This window comes from Rhodococcus sp. IEGM 1341 (assembly GCF_030056895.1).
In the GTDB taxonomy this organism is placed as follows: domain Bacteria; phylum Actinomycetota; class Actinomycetes; order Mycobacteriales; family Mycobacteriaceae; genus Rhodococcoides.
Genome location: NZ_JASHKV010000006.1, coordinates 185071 through 202434, shown reverse-complemented (window position 1 = coordinate 202434; position 17364 = coordinate 185071). Strand labels below are relative to the sequence as shown.

The window sequence follows — 17364 nt, the reverse complement described above, 5'->3', positions numbered from 1 at the left end:
TCTATGCCTGAGGAGCCAGGCATAAGGGCTATCCACCTGATACTTCACGATGTAAGCTCCGATATGCATGCCTGCGCAAGCACAAGGAGTGGCAAATGGCCGAACCACGACGACGAGCCCGGAAGCACTCCGGCGAGCTGGCCGGAGCCTTCGTCGCGCGTCGGCATCAGTTGCGAATGACTCAAGCCGAGTTAGCGCTACTCGCCGGTGTAGGGCGCTCGACAGTCCAGGCGCTCGAGGGCGGAAAAGACACGGTGCAGCTCGACGGCGCGGTCGCTGTCGCGGAAGCGCTGGGCTGCGAGATCACATTGCTCACGCGCGCCGGATCGCCTGTGCCGCCACTGGACCCGACATGATCGCAGCATCCGAGCTGCGGGATGTCGATGCAGCCGATGTCTACAAGGGCGGTCTTCTCGCCGGCTCACTGACGCGTGTGGGGAACGACGTCGTGTTTCGCTACGACAGCGATTACCTCGACAACGCTTCTGCGCCGGATCTCGCGTGGTCGATTCCGAAGTCGTCACTCGAGACGCGGGCATCGGGCGGTAGCGTTCCTGCTTTTTTCGCAGGCCTGCTGCCCGAAGGTGTTCGTCTCACCGGCGTGGTGACAGCTACCAAAACGTCCGAGGACGACCACTTCACGCTGCTACTGGCGGTCGGATCGGACACCATCGGGAACGTCAGTGTGCTTCCACGCGGTCAAGAGATGTCGTTGGCGGGCACTGCATTCGATTCGAGGCACCGTGTTCCAGATCTTCGTCGTCTCTTCGATTCCCTGTCCACGGGTGAGTCGGTGAGCCAGGATCCGTCCGCTCTGCCGGGAGTTCAGGGCAAAGTGTCCGCGCAGATGTACTCGACCCCGGTGTCGACTACGTCCGGGCCTGCCATTTTGAAGCTCGCTCCACCGGCGCGACTTTCGCGTTTGGTCCAGAACGAGAACTTCTTCATGAACCTGGCAGGTAGATGCGGACTTTCGGTGCCCGAACACCGCGTCATCCAAGACGACAAGGGAATCAGCGGTCTGCTGGTGGCGCGATTCGACCGGGTCGGTGAACAACGGCTACCGCAAGAGGATGCGTGCCAAGTGTCCGGGCTCTATCCCGCGTCGAAGTACCGAATGAAGACCGAAGCCGTGATTGCGCTGCTCGCCGATACAGTCGAGCGCGGCGGCGGTTCCGCGCGCCAGGCCACCGCCGAACTTCTCCGCTTGACGGCCTATTCGTATGCGATGGGAAACGGCGATCTGCACGGCAAGAACTATTCGATACATCAGAACTCTCGGGGAATCTGGTCGGTGACTCCGGCCTACGACCTTCTGTGCACGCAGCCCTACGCGTCGTGGAGCGATCCGATGGCATTGAACTTCTACGGGCGCGCGAACCGTTGGACACGAGCTCATTTCGTCGAGTCTGCAAGTCGCCTGGGAATGCCCGAACGTGCGACACGACGCATACTCGACGACGTCTGCGCTGGCGTTCGAGACGGAATCGGTGAAGTCGATGTGATCGGATTCGATGACAAGCAAACTCGTCAGTTGAAGCAGCTACTCGATCAGCGCTGTACCGAGCTGTCCTGACCTGGTGCCGTGGTCGGAGTTCGACACCAGACCGGGCGCAATGGCCTGGGTCAAGAACCGACAAGTTGGCGCGAAGTATTCTCTCGCTCGATGTCGGTGGATCGTCGCATATCGGCCTTCGCCCGAATGGACGGCCGCGGTGCGCCGGAAGGCTGAGATGGTTACGGCACGCTTCAGCACGCGTGAACAGCGTTCGCCTTCGCAGCCTCGAGCGACTGGTCCTGCGGGAAGAACCATACGAACGACCTGTACATGGGGACTCCGTCGCACTCGCCGAGGTCGAAGGCAACGATCGATGCACGTTCCTGCGGAGCCGAGCCCGGTGCCGGAAACTGCGGAGTCACATGCGCTGTTGTACCGGTCCCGGACGCCGTCGGCCCACCCCACGAATCCCACACGATGTCGGTGACAATGCCGGAGAGGGACGCACCACCATTGCTGATCTCCGGAGGCCGAACTTCCCCGTAACCCACCTGATAGCTGTCGGTCTTGTTTCCGAGCACAGGGTCTACGCCACTCGACGCTGCCGTCGATACCGGTGTCGCAGGACCACGTGCCTCGATGTAGTCGAACTGGTATCCGCCGGTCGAGAACGTGAACCCTTTCCCGGAATCGTCCGAGCGGCACGACACGCCGGACTCCTTCACATTGCAGGAGAACCCGTTGGCAGACAACGTTTGTCCGTACGAAAGGACAGGCGTTGTGTCGTAACGCCAGAACAACGCCTGGCTCAGGCTCGCGAATCTGGCGTCTTCCGTTGCGTTCACGAGGATCGCGTTCGGAGCAGTCGCATTGCGGCTGTAGTGGTCGGGTACCGATGGCGCACCCGCCACGTTCATCGGCATGCTCGACGACGGCTGACAACCAGCCATCTGATCGTCACTGCCGCCCTGCGCACTGTCCGCCAGAATGGCACACCGCCATAATCCACTGGGCGTCGTGAAGAAGAATCCCTGCAGCCCTCCTTCTCCCCAGGCGAAGGTCGCCGGGTCCACGAGCGAGATGGCCGCGGCCGGTGGTGGCGATGGCGGCGGATCGGTCGTCGAGACCTCGAATGTCGACTGTTCCGGCACGGTGGTGGTCTCAGCGATGGCAGAGATCGGAGCACTTACACGGGAACACCCCGCCACGACGACAAGAAGCGAGGCACACACGATGAGCAGCGACGTACCGGCGCGCATCAGATCGAGCTGGTCCCGCTGTTGCGGGCCCACTCTGCGATGAGTTCGTGGTCGTACTGCTCGGCTCGAATACGCAGATCGGTGTAGATAAGCAGCTGCAATACACGGAATCCCGCAATCATGATTCCAAGTACCACCGCGTAGACCAGCAGGTTTAAACCGAAGATCGTCGTGACGAGCATCAACGGAACGAAGCACAGTGACCAGAGCAGGTGGATCCCGATCAGCCTGCCCCAGGCGGGTTTCGACAGACTCACCGATCGACGTAGGGAATCGACCACGCCTCGACTCTCGACGACCAGAACGACCGGTGCCAAGCTGAACAGGATGGACGCAGCGAACACGCCGAGGCTGACGAACGGCACCAACACGAGGCTGCCCAGTCCGCCACCCAGCGACAACAGTGCTACCAAGACGAGGCTGGGTAAAGCAGACAGAAAGTAGAACGTCAGCGTCATCCGGCATACCGCGAACATCCGGCTCCGCGCGGTGTTCCACACGTCGAGCAATCTGACCGGCAGTCCGCGCACGGCTCGTTCGCTCGCGACAACCGACAAAGCCAGCAGCAAAGCGTCGGCCGGCAGCGCGATGGCCATGATGAGCAGCAGCCAGGCGAGGAACAGGAGCAACAAACTCGAAAACGGATTGTCCGACAACACAAGTGTGCTGTCACTCAACGATGCGGACGCACCGAGCGCGAACATCCCTATCGCGGCGATCGACAGGAAGACGATCGCGAGGAACACGAGCAGGATCCCCGCTGGGATACCCACCAGCGTCGGCCAATTCTTGGAGACTACCTTCCAAGCACCGGAGAACAGTTCGGTCACTGTCATGGCTCGGAACGGAATCGGTGGTGCCAGGTTTGCAATGTTCGGTTCAGCGGGCTGCCGCGTGCCCAGGACCGGTGCCGTAAGTCGGTGCTGCGCGAGCACCTCACGAATGTCGGGCGTCCAACCGATATCTCGCTGACGGACGTGCCAACTCCCGGCACCTGCGGCCAGTGCGATCAAAACCCATCCGAACGTGGAATCCGAAAGGATGGCGGCCAGTAGCGAAACAGCCGCCAGAGCTGCGAGCGCATGCCACAGGTGCAGGTCGAATCGCAGGTCAGGTTGAGCCCCTCGAGTCTGCTGGTTGTCGAGTTCGTCTGCGAAATCCCTCGCATCGGAGTTCATGACTGGTGATTCCTTCCCGACAGATGACACACGACGATCCGCGAGCGACCGCGGGAAAGCCTACTGAGTCACACGACGATAAATTCTTCCCAACCCATTTGCTATCCCACATTCAACCGACATGATCGACCAAGGGGTTGCCAGGTCGGTTGTTCAGCCGATGCCGGGAAACAACCGACTCCTCTAGATTGTCGCTATGCTCCGTCGCGTCAAACATGTTCATGTCCTTGCCATTTCCGTCGCTCTGCTGATCGGTGGCTGCGGCGCAGACGAAGCAGCTACTCTTTCGACGGACTCAGGCGATTCAGCACTCGCGTCGGTCACCGATGTTCCGGCCGAAGGCAACCCCGAAACGCCGACACCCCCATCTACGCCAGCTGGGAATCCATGTGCGGGCACCAGAGGTGCATGCGAGGTAGTTGCGTCCGTCGACGTCGACGGCGACAACAACCCCGACAATGTGGGAATCGAACTCGTCGACGCCCAGATCACCGTACGAATCGACACCGGAACATCGCTCACGACAACGAGTGTGCCGAACAAGCACATATTTCCCGACGACATCACTCCGTCCGGGGTGTTCGTCGGAGCCTTCAACATCACTCGCGAACAGGGTGCCGATATCGTCGTCGATGCCAAGATGGGGTACGGCGGCTTCGAACTGTTCGGGATGATCGGCTGGGACGACGGCCCAGTTTCAGTGCCTGCACCCGAAGGTGTCATCAGTCCGGGCGAAACCGCGTACATGTGGGCGGTGCCGACCGAGATGTACCGGGTGTTCGTTCGATGCCCTGAGCCCGGCTCGGTCGGTGTGGTGAAAACCGAGGCAGACGTCAGCTTCGGTATCGTCACGCCCGGTGGGGCGTACAACGAGACGACCACCTCACGCTGGGTCGGCGACCACTGGACCGTTGCCGACACGAACCGTGTGCCCGGTCAGTATGTGAGCGCGGATCGGTCGGCGCTGTCGGGAACCTTCGAGTGCCAGGCCGCGCACTCCGCGCCCCCAGCATTCGCTCCGATTGCAGCGCAGGAAAATCCGAATCAGGAAAATCCGAATATGGTCCTCGGCGGCACCCCACTGAGCAACTCGGAGGGGTATGGCGAAATTCGTCCGGAGACCGTGTACTTCGGCGGATCTCCGAGCGGTTACATCGGTGAAATCGTGTGGGATTCCTGGGGTAGCGAACGGGCGGTGGGCCATGGCATGGCACCGTACGTTTCCCCGACGGGCACGGTTGCGAGTGCACCGATGACCCCGGCAGAAATCGTTGCCTACGAGCCGAGTACGTGCAACGGACTGCCTGCGTACGCGAAGGTTCAGTGGTACTTCCCAGCCGAGGGCCAGGTGTTCGATCCTTCGTTTGCGACCATGGTTTGCTGAGTGTCATCTTGCTGTGACCGGTGTAGGTGGCCCAAGTTGTGGAAGATGATGTTCGATGCCGATCGCGTTCACCACGAACGAGACTGCGCGCTGCTCACCTCGTGCAAAGCGGGTCGCTGACGACCATGTCGAGCCCACGCTATTCCAGCCAAGACTTGCGCTGGAAGTAGGAATCACCGCTCTTCTCAGGCTCGTCAGGGCCACGGCTCGAAGGCTGTGCGTATGGCTGACCCGAGAATCTATGCTGCGCAACGGAAAAGTCACCGAACTGCGCAGGTTCGACCGCCACTTCAGGGTTTGCTCTGCTCCCGGTCGCATCGACGATGCGAGCCACGGATGCGTCGTCCCGCAGCTCCGCCAGCATCGCTGCAGTGCGCCGCTGGACATCGTCAGCAGTCCGGTTGTACGCACGCATGATCAGGTCGGCCAACACGTCGGGTCCACGGACATAGGCGTCGCGGCTCACCTGGAGCCCGGTGAGGCGACCGTTCGCATCCGTCCGGACAGTGACGCCATCGAGTTGTGTGATGCCATGGATGTCGGCCACGGCTTGTTGCAGTCGACGAACTTTCGCGCCGAGTTCTTCGTGGGAGCTGATCACAGCATTGGCCTCTTCGTTGAAACGATGTACCCGTCGAATACGTTCGGTCAATTCGCGGAATCTGGCCAACCAGGATAGGCAGGCTGTACCGGTGGCGGAGTGTCCATGACATCACGCTCGATGGTGGGAGTCGTGTCCGGATACAGCGATCGCGCCCACTGAGTGCAGCGGCCGACCCCGGCGGTGGCCGGATCGTTGTCAACGAATCCGTCGATTTCCCAACCGATGAATTGATCATCGACAGGTGCCTGCCACTGCGCCTCATCGGGCTGTGGTCCGACCGGGGGCTGGGTTGCGATGGGTGCCCCTACTTCGCCGCCGGCGCGAGTGAATCGCGTTCGCAATTCTTCGCCCTCACCGTTGGCAAAACGTGCTGGCGAATACTTCTCGTTCTCCAGCACTCCGACTCCGACAGAGAGCACGCAGACCACAGCGTCGAAGCCACGTTCGTTCGGGATGATTTGTTGAATGTGACCGTAGACGGTTCCAACAAAAGGACCCTGTCCGGTATCAGTAATGAAATCCCCCTGATATATCCCACCGCCCTTACTACGCGAACTTGCCGCGAACCCTATGTACGAATATTTGAGACCAACCATCATCGAAATGACGGCGGACTCATCGGCCGCGCGAGCCACTGTTCCCTCAGCCGAGAAGAGGTCAATTCCCGGTGCCGCCGACCACACCATCGTTGTGTCGCGTAGTTGATCGGGAACCACATAGACATCGGTGGCCGGCCAGCTCGGTGCCAGTGTAGTCGTCGGAGCAGCTCTGTCCTTTGCCTCGAAGCCACAGGCAGTCATTGCTGTCGTCGTAATCAACAGTATTGCGCCGAAATCTCGCAGACCCCTACTCATACTCATCCGTAGATCGCTGTCGGCCAGGCATTGCGTGGACTGAGCGCCGATTCTTCACTTGCCAACCACTTCAAAATCTCCTCCTTGTCAGGGCTATTTCCCACCGGACGAATTGCTGTCCATAGCAAATATTCCTGCTCACTACCTGTCGCATTATGTGAGTACTCTTCAAGATTTGAGATACCGGCATGCTCGATCAGCTGGGCGACAATGTGCGACGCATCAGTGCGCACTCTGTATGGCTCATCCAGATAGTTCCTTACGGCCTCAGAATACGGAAGCAGTGCCGTCCCATCCTCATTCCTGTACGAATCAGGAATATCCTGGATATTCACCGCGCCAGCGCTGACCAGTGCGTCGAGGACGCTATGTCGCCTGAAGTCCGGGCTGCCCCACTCACTCGCCGAATACTCATCACTCCTGCGATCGAATCCGAACTGCGATGCATCGAGAGTCAGCTCGGGAGCCACCGGCGAATCGAGATCCTCGACAGACAGCATGTATGGCTTCAGGAACTCGGAGCCAGCCGCTACGGCGATTCCACCGGGGCCCAATCCACCGGCAACGATTTGCCCCGCTGTCCACGCTGCAGTGAACTTCGAGTTCCGTGCATCGGCTGCTTCCTGCTTGTCGACTCCGTCCTGCACACGTTGGTCCATTTCGGTACTGAGCCCGTGATCGACAAGCCACTGCAGTCGATAAGCCTGGCCCCCCAGCGACGCATCGCCGGTTGTCGCGAACAGCCGATCCATCCGTTGACTCTCAGCGAGCGCAGTGCCGTTGATGATCTGACTGGCTTGATCATCGGAGTCGAGAATGCTGAATATACGAAGCGGCTCAACAGGTCCGCCGATGTAGTCCTTGCTGCCGCCGAACTCGCCGAAGCCATGCGTCTGCGTGAGATCACCCGGCATACCGGTCATGTCCCCCACGAACGGAGCGAGCGCCTCGGCGACCTGAACCGCCGTACCGCCACCGATCTTCGAATCACCGGACAGCAGAGTCGAGTAATTGTTTGTGCCATCGGATGATTCGGTACTGGCCAGGATCTCTGCCAGACCACGTGCCGCAGACCCCGCACGCACCGAGTGCTCGTACTCGGCTGAGCCTTCGGGCGCTGTCGAGTGCGCATCACGCGGAATCCAATCGGTCAGAGATGCCATGGCCGTACCGTCGTCGCGCAGCAGCAACGGCATCACCGCAGTATCTGCGTGGTACCCCGATCCAAGGATCTCCGGCCCACCCTCGCCGGTCAGGATGGCGTGCGCACCTTCGGTATTACGGGAACCGAGCGCAATGGCCTCCTCGAGGGCTTCCGTGTGACCAGCAGTGTCGATAGGTTCGTTGCTGAAAGGCAGGGCTCCGCCATGGGCATCGATCGACGCCAGGTGCATTCCCTGTCGAATCAGCTCGGTCGACATCTTCGTCCCGGGCTCGTTGCCCGCTTCCGCCAGCGACAGGGCGTCGAACAGCTCGGCCTGGCCTTCGACGAAGTTCCGGTGATCGTCGCCGATCGGACCGTCACCGGGATACGTGAACGAATTGCTGTCCAGTCCGTCGATACCGAGACGTGGTCGAGTCGATACGAGGTCGCGCATGTCCTGAGGCAAGTTTTCGTAGCTGCCGGCTCCGATGAGAGTGCCATCTGCGCCGCGACCGGTGCCGACGTTCTCGTTGGACAACACCATGACGCCGTTGGCGAGTGAGGCTGCCGCCTGCTGACCCGCCGGACCCTGGGATTGCAACTCTCGGCTGGCGGCGGTGACGCCGTCGACACCCGCTGCGTCGTAGAACTCCTTCAGAAACTGCTGCGTACTAGCAGGGATCGTTGCAGTGCCGCCGCCCAAGTAGTTCTCGAGCTGCGCGGGTTCGATCCCCGTTGCCCGCAGGTCCTCGGTGAGTTCGGCGAGGACGTCAGCGGGGATCGATTCACCGTCACCGATTGCATCTCGCACCGCAGTACCGATCGCCCTACCGTCTTCGGCCGAGAGCACCGCGGAACCGACACTGGTGCCACCGAGACCACCGTGTTGTTCGAGGTCTGCCAGACCATCGGTCAGTGCCGACCTCAGCGCTGTCAGAGCGGATCCGCAGTGAGCCAGATTCTCTTTCAGGCTGATCTGGAAATCCGCCGCTTGCCGGTCGAGTAGGCCCTGCAACACCGGGCGGAGTGGGTCATCGTTCGCACCGGGAACCGTTGGGCTGGTGACGGTTCCGTCCGGTGCAACGGACATGCCGTTGAGGTCGACAGCGGTATCGCGAACGGTCAGAAGTGCTGTGCGATAGGCATCGAGCGCCTCTCCATGCGTGACCATCGCGTCACCTGCGGTGTCGGTCGCGCGTTTCGACGCCGTTGCGGTAAGCACCTCCGAGACCGCGGACATCGACGCGGCCGCGCTTGCGTCGCCTACCCACGTCTGTGCGCACCGGTCGACCGCGAGGTCCACTTCGGCCAAGCGGTCGACGAGAGCCGTCCCCGCTGTCTTCATCGCGCTGCCCGCCGCAGCCAGCGTCTGCGGGTTCCACGACTCGACCTGGGGAATCGTCGGAGTCATCACTGGCCGAACCCGTGGGTCAACGAGCCGAGCTGTCGACTGAATGCGTCCTCAACGGCTTCATAGGTAGCCGCGGACGTAGTAGCGCCTTCGGCCAAGGCGAGCGCTGCGGAACTGTGTTCCGCCACGGTGGTCTCGAAAGCCGCTGTCAGCCGACCCAGAAGATCGTCGATACCGGCGTCCGGCATCACCACTGCGTCAGCACTGCCGCTGACGGGCGCGGCAACCTGCGCGACTTCGTCCGCTGTGACCTTCAGCTGCGCCCCCAACGACCTGATCGCATCGAGATCGGCTTTCAGCATCTCCCCCACTGCACCTCCCCCAAAAACTGGCGTCACCATGTCGCAGCCACAACGATCGGTATTCGACGAACAGAATCCGACCCGGCCCCGGACTCCGCCCAATCACATGCCCGCACCCGCGGCGACGTCGTCGATGGACTTCAACGTCCGCTGATCTGCATACTCGGCCTCGTCGAAATAGCGCTTGAACACCGACCGCATCAATTCGATGACTTCGATGTGCTGCAACAGCACGACGTGCAGCGATCGATCACCACTGAAGGCAATCCTCTCGAACTTTTCGCCGAGCTGCCTGGCCGAATCCAAGGTGCCGAATGCCTTGACGTCGACCAAGTTTTTCGTTTTCGCCAACATCTCCGTCAAGTGTCTGATGTAGGCAGCGCACACCTCGTCGCACTGAAACGCCACGCCGTCTGGAATCTCGAGTTGCCCGGACTCGGCCTGACTCGACAGCGACTGCCACTGCTTCATCGATGCCGCAAGTTCGTTCGTCTCTGAACCCATCGATTCTTCCCCCGCTAGTTCGATGAAGGCATGGATGGTCGGAGCGAACGCGCCAACCGTTCGACCTCGACACACGGATCGCCAAGGGCTGGTGTCATGACAATCCCATCGAGATTCAGGTACACGACGCCACCCGAGTGGCCGAATGCAACACCGCAGTTGACCTCGTCGTATTTAATGGTCCGCTGGAAGCGCATGCCGTCGAGTCCCTCGATTGGCTCGAAAGCCTCGAACGGTCCCCGCTCACGTAGGTAGTCGAGGCTTTCGGTGGACGAGAAGATTCCGAGGTGGTACCACGGCGTCGGCAGTGGGTTCGTCCAAAAACAGGTCATCCAGTCTTCCGAGATCGGCAGATCTCCTACCAAGTTCGAGGACTTCGTCTCTACCGCCAAGCCCGCATCTTCGATGGCAGCGTCTGGGATGGTGCACGGATCCCACGCACCATTGGCCTGCGCGGTTGTCGTCACCGATGTCGAAGACGGGCCCGCAGGGGGAATGTCTTCGGTCGCCCCTCCGCATCCGGTTGCCACCAGCATCAGTCCGACCGCACTCCCGATCAGCAATCGCATCTTGCTCACAGCACTCCGTCCTTGGAACCCGTCCTTGGTGTTGGACGCAACTACCGGCGCATCGGTTCCATTGGATCGGACGCAGATGAGCGGACCGAGCTCCCGGAGGACGTCGAGGGCTCCGGTATCGCACTCGTCGTATCCATCGTTGCCGTCCGTCGCGGCCAGCATGAACGTGTCCAGAAGACCACCTGCGGTTCGGCTCGTTCCGTCGTCGGGCCCACATTTTTCCTATGCTGTGTTCGTGCCCTCCGACCGAACAGACAGCAACCTCGCTCGCGTGATTCCACTGTTCGGTCGCCGGGGATCCCGTACCACCAACACGGAATTCGTCGACGACATCGAGCCGGCAGTCGAGTCCCCGGTCGAACGGCTGACGCCCCACGATATCGAGCTCACACCACCGACAGCCGAGGACGAGTTCGCAGCGCTGACCGCATCGAAGCCGATAGCGCAGCTTCGTTCGCTCCTCGACTGGCTCGGTCCGTCACGACCGATCACCGGCACGGGTGTCCCCCGGCCCGGGTCGGTCAGCGAGCTGGCGGAGGCCGTCGGGGTGGATCTGGACGCGCGAGCGCGGAACTCACGATCCATGCGCGACATCCGCGACTTGATGACATTGTGGGATGCGGCGACGGCGGCCGGATTGATCGAGTTGACATCCACCACGGCGATACGCGGCCCGTGGGCCGACGAGTTCGCCCACTCGCTTCCCGGCTCGCTGGCCGCCCACCGGACGGCTCTCTCGCACGTCATCCGCCGGTACTTTCTCAGCGAGGATCCGCGCCGCCAGTCTCAAGCCCCCGATGTCGTTGCCGGACAGATAGTTCTCGCCGCGATGACGAGCACTCCACGGAAGCGGCTCCCGGAAGTCGGTTCGGCCCACTCCGGAGATCTGTACGAACACATCATTGCGTTGATGCTCCGCGGCCTACTGGACCAATTCATCGCCGACGGGTGGCTGGTCTGCGACGGGACATACGAGGTGCCGGCACCCTTGCGACCGACCGTCCTGGACGCCATGAAGTCACTTCGATACTACGAAACGGATGACCTCAACCGATGATCATCACCGGATTGTTCTTCGCCGAGTATGCGCGAGCCTCCAACGACATGCTCGACATCCTCGGCGGCGTCTGGGACACCTGCACGGTCCCCCGCGACACCCGCATGCTCGAATGCCGACTGGTCGCACTGCTGCAGACGGGACCCGACGACATCGGTAAGGACTTCCCCGCGACACTCGAAGTGCTCGACGCAAACGGCGAACACATCGTCAATCAGCATGGCCTGCAGATCCCCGGTGCCGGCTTCACCGGCGAGAATCGATTCTGGTTCCTGCCGATGCAGATGGTGTTCCGCGACGAAGGACGGCACAACTTCATCCTCAGCGCCGGTGGAGCCACGGCGAGCGTCGGGCTTCGCATCGCCTTCGGCTGACGTCAGGTGCTGATCGTCTCCCGCGCGGCACGTTCCACCACTCGTCGAGCGGTTCGGGCCACTGCCTCGTCGATCAGGAATCCCTTGCTGTCGACGGCAACGCCCGAGGTAGCACGATCCAAGTCGGCCAACAGTTCTTCGGCCTCGCGGACTTCCGTCTCCGATGGCACGAATACCGTTCGCACAGGCGCGAGTTGAGCCGGATGAATACACGCACGACCGACAAAACCGAGACCGGCCAGCGTTCGAGTATCGGCCTCGAAGGCCTCGGCGTCGCGGAAGTTTCGCGACACCGCGGCCGGTGGCGGATCGACTCCGGCCGCGACGCTGGCCGCGACCACCTGAGCCCGCACGAACGACAGTGACTCCGAAGAGCCGTCGACGCCCAGATCGGCGGCCAGGTCCACCTCACCGATTTGAAGAAACTTGACCCGAGGGGCGCGGGCGATCTCGAGAGCGGCGAACACTCCGGCGGCCGTCTCGATGAGGGGCGAGACCACCGCGCTACTGCCACTCAGTAGAGCGTCAGCTTGCTCGATCTCGCGAGCAGACGAGACCTTCGGCAGCCAGATACCGGTCAGGTTCGGGTGCAGTACCGCACGAATGTCGTCCTCCTGCAACGCCCCTGGGTTCACCCGCACCCAGATCTGCACGTCTCCCGGATCGCAGGACGCGACCCACTCGGCCACCGTCGCACGGGCATGATCCTTGTTCGCTGCGGTGACGGCGTCCTCGAGATCCAACACCACAGCGTCCGTACCCGAGGCCAATGCTTTGTCGAAGCGCTCCGGCACATCCCCGGGAACGTAGAGGTAGGTCAGAGCCATCCTCATCCGATGACGCCCGTGCCCGCGACGAGAGACTTGGCGATCACGGTGCGCATGATGTCGTTGGTGCCCTCACCGATGGCCATGAGCGGGGCGTCGCGGTAGAGGCGCTCGACGACGAACTCGGTGGAGTAGCCGTAGCCACCGTGAATGCGCATGGCTTCGAGGCTGGCGGTGATGGCGGCCTCGGAGGCGAAGTACTTCGCCATGCCGGCTTCCATGTCCACTCGCTTACCCGAATCCGCCTGTGATGCAGCCCAGTACGTCATCAGGCGTGCAGCCTGCAGCTGGGTCGCGATGTCGGCGATCTTGAGCTGGATCGCCTGGAACTCGGCGATGGGCTGACCGAATGCGGTGCGCTGCTTCGCGTATTCGAGCGCGGCGTCGTAGGCGGCCTGTGCGATTCCGACGCTGCGGCCGGCGATGTTGAGCCGACCGATCTCGAGACCGGACAGTGCTTGCTGCAGACCACGCCCCTCCACACCACCGAGCACTGCGTCGACGGGAACGCGCACATCGGTGAACGTGATCTCACACGACTCGGTGCCCTTGTATCCGAGCTTGCCCATGTCGCGCTGCACCTCGAACCCGTCGGTCGTGGTGTCGATCAGCAGCAGCGACATGCCCTTGTGAGCCGGCGTGGTCGTGGTGTCGGTCTTGACCAGTACCGGAAGCACATTCGCGTGCCGGGCGTTGGTGATCCACGTCTTGGCACCGTTGACGACGTAGTGGTCGCCGTCGCGCTTGGCGGTGGTCTTGATGCCCTGCAGGTCGGTGCCGGCACCGGGCTCGGTGAGACCGACGCCCGTTCGCCATTCACCGGACGCGAGCTTGGGCAGCAGCGTCTTCTTCTGCTCCTCGGTGCCGTGCTTGCCGATCATCCAGCACGAGAGGTTGTGGCTGCCGAGAATGCCGGCGACGCCCATCCATCCGCGGGCCAGCTCCTCGTACACCAGGGTGAACGAGACCTTGTCGAGGTCGAGGCCGCCGTACTCCTCCGGCGTCGTGATGCCGAACAGACCCATGGCCTTCATGTGCTCGACGATCTCCGTGGGGTACCGTCCCGTCTTCTCCCACTCGTTCGCGACCGGGATGATTTCCTTGTCGACAAAGGTGCGCAATGCTTTCCGGAAGGCCGTCTGCTGCTCGTCGTACGTGAAGTCCATGATGATGTCCTGTCGGTTGAAGTGTCAGGGTGCCGGCGCGATGGCTGCGGCGAGATCGAGAATGGCGGTCAGGTCGGTTTCGTCGACCAGTCCGAGGATGCGGTCGGACAGCTCGGCGGCACGAGAGTCGTTGCCGCAGTTGCCGAGGAACTTCTCCAGCAGACGGTCGTCGCTCAACGGGAACCCGGCGGATCCCTGACTTCCACCGACCGAGGCGTCGAGCACTCGACCGTCGGTGAGTGTGAGAACCGCCCTGCCCGACGCGGCCGCCGCGGGAACCTCTGACGGGAGGTTCGTCACCCGTACCTTGCGGGCGGTGACGAGGACGTCTTCGCGTGCGATGGATTCGTCGGTGTAGGTCGAGACAGTGATGGCACCGTCGTGCAGCAACGCCGCCACACTCCACGGCAGATCGAACTTGCCGTCGTAGGTGCTGCGCGGTGACGCGACCCCGGTGTTGGGGCCGCAGACGAACGGACTCGAATCGGGGTGGACGAACACCTCGATGTCGGCCACGTCGCTCGCCTGAACCGCACTGTCCCCGACTGCCTTCGTCACTGCGTCGAGCGTGACGTGCATCAGCTGGCAGCTCGGGTACGGCTTGATGCCGATCCGGGTGGCTTCCCACCGCGTCCCGAGTCCTTCGGTCAGTGCCGCGAAGTTCGTCGGCCGATCGGTCAGCGCTGCGTAGATTCCGCGTCGACCTTCGAGAACCGACGAGGGACCGGTGGCACCGGCGGCAGCGAGCCGGGCCGCAAGCACACCGTTCATGCTGGCCGATCCGGGATGCAGAGCCTTGGTGTCGGCGTCGGTGTCGAGAAATTCGAGCAGTCCCGAGCTGGACGACCCGGCGATCCCCAGGGCGTTGACCAACGTCTCGGTGTCGAACTTCGAGAGGTGCCCCGAGACCAGCGCGGCTGTCAACGGTCCCACGGCTGCCGTCGCATGCACGCCCCGAGCGTGGAATCCGTGCGGACTGACTTCACCGAGGCGGCAGGCAGTTTCGAGACCGAGGGCGGCGGCGGTCAGCACGTCTGCACCAGAGGCCGATACCTGCTGCCCGACAGCGAATGCCGCAGGAAGAGATACGGCCGTCGCGTGGACCAGTGCGCCCGCATGCGTGTCGTCGAAGTCCAGGGAATGCAGCATCACCCCGGTCGCGAAGGCGGCTGCCGGCGCGGACAAGCCTCGGGTTCCGGTGAGAGGCCGCGCCTCCGGTGGGCCGCCGAGAGCGTCGGCTACCGTCCAGCCCGGTCGGCCGTAGCCGAGGCGTTGGGCCGCAACGGTATTGCCGACACCGTCGAGAAGGTGACGCGCGGCCGCGTGCCGGACGTCCTCGGACAGATCGGCGACGGTGACACCCGATGCCCACTGCGCCAAGATCGTCGAGGTCACGCCCGCACCTCGTCCTTCGCCGTTCCGAAGGCACCCTCCGCCTTCAGTTTTGCGATGCGTTCGTCGTCGTAGCCCAATTGATCACGCACAATGTCGTCGAAGTGCTCGTTGCGCTGCGGTGCTCGGCGGTACTGCTTGGCCTCGGAACCGAAGTTCACCGGGGACGCGACCTGACGCACGGTGTTGTACACCGGATGCTCGGTCTCGACAACAAGATTGCGCGCAATCGTGTGGGGTTCGGTCAGTGCATGCTCGACGTCGTTGATCGGGCCGGTCGGCACCCCGGCAGGACCGAGCTTCGAGAGCCAGTGCTCGACGGTGTTGGTGGCGAACACCTCTTCCAGGATCGGCAGCAGCACGTCCTGGTGCTTACCTCGCAGTGAGAAGTTGCTGAACCGTGGATCAACACCGAGGTCCGGGCGATCGATGGCCACGACGAGGCGGTCCCAGAACTTCTCCTTCGCGCAGCCGACGATGAGCCAGCCGTCCGTTGCCTCGAAGGCCTGGAACGGAACCAGGGACGGGTGCGCCGAGTTCTTCGTGCGGATCGGCTCGAAGCCGGCGTTGAGATGCCAGGTCGCGGGATAGGTGAGCAGAGACATCGCCGTGTCGTACAACGAGACATCGCAGTCACCGCCGATACCGTCGCGTCGCGCAGCATGCAATCCCGACAGCAGCGAGATCGCGGCGACGAATCCACCGGAGTAATCGACCAGCGACAGACCGGATTTGGTGGGCGGGCCGTCCGGGTCACCGGTGACGCTCATCCAGCCGGCGAGTCCCTGCAGAATGTAGTCGTAGCCAGGCTCTTTCGAGCGCGGGCCGGTCATGCCGAACCCGGTGAGGCTGCAGCACACGATTGCGGGATTGAGATGCTTGAGCTGGTCGTAGGTGATGCCGATCTTTTCCGGCACGTCACCACGAAGGTTGGAGTAGACGGCGTCGCTGGTGCGGACGAGGTCCTCGAACACCGCTCGCCCACTCGGCGTCGAAAGATCCAGTGAGAGTGAGCGTTTGTTGCGATTGAAGCTCTCGAAGAACAGCGAGTCCTCGCCCTCGTTGTAGGGCGGGACGTAGCGGCCGACGTCGCCGCCGACGCTCGGGTCCTCGATCTTGATGACATCCGCGCCGAGGTCAGCGAGGTGCAAGCTACCGAACGGGCCTGCGCCGTACTGCTCGAGGGAGATGATGCGGACGTCTTCGAGTGGCCTCATGCGTCGGAGTCTTTCGTCTGTAGTTCAATGTCGGCGGGGAGTTCGAGCGGTCCGTTCTTCGCTTCGGGGAAGTAGTTCTGCCCGATGCCACTGTCGCGGGTGGCGACCATGACCGAGCGCTTCCACGAAATGACCTCGACGCCATCCTGATTGAGACCGCGGGTGATCATCGAGACGATGCCGGCGTAGGGGCGCGACTCGGATTTGCGCAACCCGGTGCAGATGCTTTCGGCGTACAGGGTGTCGCCTGCGTAGACGGGGTGAGACATCTTGATGTCGGTGAAGGCGAGGTTCGAGATCGCGTTCTGACTCATGTCGATCACCGAAAGTCCCAGTACCACAGAGACTGTGAAGCCGGAGTTGACGATGACCTTCCCATCGGTGATGGGGTTCTGCGACGCCAGATGCGCGTTGAAGTGGTTCTGGTTGGTATTGAGCGACAGCAGTGTGACCCACGTGTTGTCGGTCTCCGAGATCGTCCGCCCGAAGGGATGTTGGTAGACGTCCCCCACGGCGTAGTCGTCGAAGAAGCGCCCCAGAACGGCCGGATGGATTGCCACCGTGTCTCCTCGTGTCAGTTTGGCGAGTGCCTTACCTAGACCATAAACATCAGAT

General features: G+C 62.3%; 18 protein-coding genes. 5 read left to right on the top strand and 13 right to left on the bottom strand.

Features of this window, described 5'->3' with window-relative positions:
• Nucleotides 1–95 precede the first annotated feature (95 nt).
• The gene (locus tag QM615_RS15620; protein ID WP_283347655.1) at nt 96–356 is read left to right on the top strand and encodes a helix-turn-helix domain-containing protein; all 261 of its coding nucleotides are present in this window, start codon (nt 96–98) and stop codon (nt 354–356) included.
• Nucleotides 353–1576 (top strand): type II toxin-antitoxin system HipA family toxin, encoded by a 1224-nt coding sequence (locus QM615_RS15615; protein ID WP_283347654.1) that lies wholly within the window; start codon nt 353–355, stop codon nt 1574–1576. The genes QM615_RS15620 and QM615_RS15615 overlap by 4 nt, the downstream gene beginning before the upstream one ends.
• Nucleotides 1577–1749: 173 nt before the next feature.
• Here QM615_RS15615 and QM615_RS15610 read toward each other — a convergent pair whose 3' ends face one another.
• Both QM615_RS15610 and QM615_RS15605 read right to left on the bottom strand, forming a co-directional pair.
• Complete coding sequence (locus QM615_RS15610; protein ID WP_283347653.1) at nt 1750–2790, bottom strand: DUF6636 domain-containing protein; 1041 nt, start codon at nt 2788–2790, stop codon at nt 1750–1752.
• Nucleotides 2757–3935, bottom strand: a complete 1179-nt coding sequence (locus QM615_RS15605; RefSeq protein ID WP_283347652.1) for a YciC family protein — start codon at nt 3933–3935, stop codon at nt 2757–2759. Before QM615_RS15605 ends, QM615_RS15610 begins: the two co-directional genes overlap by 34 nt.
• A 460-nt stretch (nt 3936–4395) precedes the next feature.
• Between QM615_RS15605 and QM615_RS15600 the strand changes: the two genes are divergently transcribed.
• Nucleotides 4396–5319 carry a hypothetical protein gene (locus QM615_RS15600; RefSeq protein ID WP_283347651.1) on the top strand — a complete coding sequence of 308 codons (924 nt, stop codon included), beginning with the start codon at nt 4396–4398 and terminating at the stop codon, nt 5317–5319.
• A 139-nt stretch (nt 5320–5458) separates the two neighbouring features.
• On the opposite strand, the gene QM615_RS15595 is transcribed toward QM615_RS15600, so the two are convergent.
• The 6 genes from QM615_RS15595 to QM615_RS15570 all read right to left on the bottom strand — a co-directional run bounded on the left by QM615_RS15595 (nt 5459) and on the right by QM615_RS15570 (nt 10707).
• Nucleotides 5459–5971, bottom strand: a complete 513-nt coding sequence (locus QM615_RS15595; protein ID WP_283347650.1) for a YbaB/EbfC family nucleoid-associated protein — start codon at nt 5969–5971, stop codon at nt 5459–5461.
• Entirely contained in the window at nt 5968–6777 is an 810-nt protein-coding gene (locus QM615_RS15590; RefSeq protein ID WP_283347649.1) for a hypothetical protein, read from the bottom strand. Before QM615_RS15590 ends, QM615_RS15595 begins: the two co-directional genes overlap by 4 nt.
• Before the next feature lie 2 nt (nt 6778–6779).
• On the bottom strand, nt 6780–9011 hold the full coding sequence (locus tag QM615_RS15585) for a TPR repeat domain-containing protein (protein WP_502941885.1): 2232 nt from the start codon (nt 9009–9011) through the stop codon (nt 6780–6782).
• Between the two features lie 320 nt (nt 9012–9331).
• Nucleotides 9332–9634 (bottom strand): hypothetical protein, encoded by a 303-nt coding sequence (locus QM615_RS15580; protein WP_283347647.1) that lies wholly within the window; start codon nt 9632–9634, stop codon nt 9332–9334.
• Between the two features lie 102 nt (nt 9635–9736).
• Complete coding sequence (locus QM615_RS15575; RefSeq protein ID WP_283347646.1) at nt 9737–10138, bottom strand: hypothetical protein; 402 nt, start codon at nt 10136–10138, stop codon at nt 9737–9739.
• A gap of 14 nt (nt 10139–10152) precedes the next feature.
• A complete protein-coding gene (locus QM615_RS15570; protein WP_283347645.1) occupies nt 10153–10707 on the bottom strand; it encodes a DUF3558 domain-containing protein in 555 nt (184 codons plus the stop codon).
• Nucleotides 10708–10951: 244 nt separating this feature from the next.
• Between QM615_RS15570 and QM615_RS15565 the strand changes: the two genes are divergently transcribed.
• Nucleotides 10952–11773 (top strand): hypothetical protein, encoded by an 822-nt coding sequence (locus QM615_RS15565; protein WP_283347644.1) that lies wholly within the window; start codon nt 10952–10954, stop codon nt 11771–11773.
• Nucleotides 11770–12147, top strand: coding sequence for a DUF6941 family protein (locus QM615_RS15560; protein WP_283347643.1), 378 nt, complete (start codon nt 11770–11772; stop codon nt 12145–12147). Before QM615_RS15565 ends, QM615_RS15560 begins: the two co-directional genes overlap by 4 nt.
• Before the next feature lie 2 nt (nt 12148–12149).
• On the opposite strand, the gene QM615_RS15555 is transcribed toward QM615_RS15560, so the two are convergent.
• From QM615_RS15555 to QM615_RS15535, 5 genes are read right to left on the bottom strand one after another with little or no spacing between them, the layout of a single operon-like run.
• Nucleotides 12150–12974 (bottom strand): HpcH/HpaI aldolase/citrate lyase family protein, encoded by an 825-nt coding sequence (locus QM615_RS15555; protein WP_349307168.1) that lies wholly within the window; start codon nt 12972–12974, stop codon nt 12150–12152.
• A 2-nt stretch (nt 12975–12976) separates the two neighbouring features.
• Nucleotides 12977–14140, bottom strand: coding sequence for an acyl-CoA dehydrogenase family protein (locus tag QM615_RS15550; protein WP_032393088.1), 1164 nt, complete (start codon nt 14138–14140; stop codon nt 12977–12979).
• A 24-nt stretch (nt 14141–14164) separates the two neighbouring features.
• Nucleotides 14165–15535 (bottom strand): MmgE/PrpD family protein, encoded by a 1371-nt coding sequence (locus QM615_RS15545; protein ID WP_283347641.1) that lies wholly within the window; start codon nt 15533–15535, stop codon nt 14165–14167.
• Nucleotides 15532–16749 (bottom strand): CaiB/BaiF CoA transferase family protein, encoded by a 1218-nt coding sequence (locus QM615_RS15540; RefSeq protein ID WP_283347640.1) that lies wholly within the window; start codon nt 16747–16749, stop codon nt 15532–15534. Before QM615_RS15540 ends, QM615_RS15545 begins: the two co-directional genes overlap by 4 nt.
• On the bottom strand, nt 16746–17309 hold the full coding sequence (locus QM615_RS15535; protein ID WP_149407827.1) for a MaoC family dehydratase: 564 nt from the start codon (nt 17307–17309) through the stop codon (nt 16746–16748). The genes QM615_RS15540 and QM615_RS15535 overlap by 4 nt, the downstream gene beginning before the upstream one ends.
• Nucleotides 17310–17364: the final 55 nt, after the last annotated feature.

Coding starts and splice junctions, on each gene's coding strand:
- QM615_RS15620 (WP_283347655.1), top strand. CDS start 96: ATGGCCGAACCACGACGACGAGCCCGGAAGCACTCCGGCGAGCTGGCC.
- QM615_RS15615 (WP_283347654.1), top strand. CDS start 353: ATGATCGCAGCATCCGAGCTGCGGGATGTCGATGCAGCCGATGTCTAC.
- QM615_RS15605 (WP_283347652.1), bottom strand. CDS start 3,935: ATGAACTCCGATGCGAGGGATTTCGCAGACGAACTCGACAACCAGCAG.
- QM615_RS15590 (WP_283347649.1), bottom strand. CDS start 6,777: ATGAGTAGGGGTCTGCGAGATTTCGGCGCAATACTGTTGATTACGACG.
- QM615_RS15585 (WP_502941885.1), bottom strand. CDS start 9,011: ATGTCCGTTGCACCGGACGGAACCGTCACCAGCCCAACGGTTCCCGGT.
- QM615_RS15580 (WP_283347647.1), bottom strand. CDS start 9,634: ATGCTGAAAGCCGATCTCGATGCGATCAGGTCGTTGGGGGCGCAGCTG.
- QM615_RS15575 (WP_283347646.1), bottom strand. CDS start 10,138: ATGGGTTCAGAGACGAACGAACTTGCGGCATCGATGAAGCAGTGGCAG.
- QM615_RS15570 (WP_283347645.1), bottom strand. CDS start 10,707: ATGCGATTGCTGATCGGGAGTGCGGTCGGACTGATGCTGGTGGCAACC.
- QM615_RS15560 (WP_283347643.1), top strand. CDS start 11,770: ATGATCATCACCGGATTGTTCTTCGCCGAGTATGCGCGAGCCTCCAAC.
- QM615_RS15555 (WP_349307168.1), bottom strand. CDS start 12,974: ATGGCTCTGACCTACCTCTACGTTCCCGGGGATGTGCCGGAGCGCTTC.
- QM615_RS15550 (WP_032393088.1), bottom strand. CDS start 14,140: ATGGACTTCACGTACGACGAGCAGCAGACGGCCTTCCGGAAAGCATTG.
- QM615_RS15540 (WP_283347640.1), bottom strand. CDS start 16,749: ATGAGGCCACTCGAAGACGTCCGCATCATCTCCCTCGAGCAGTACGGC.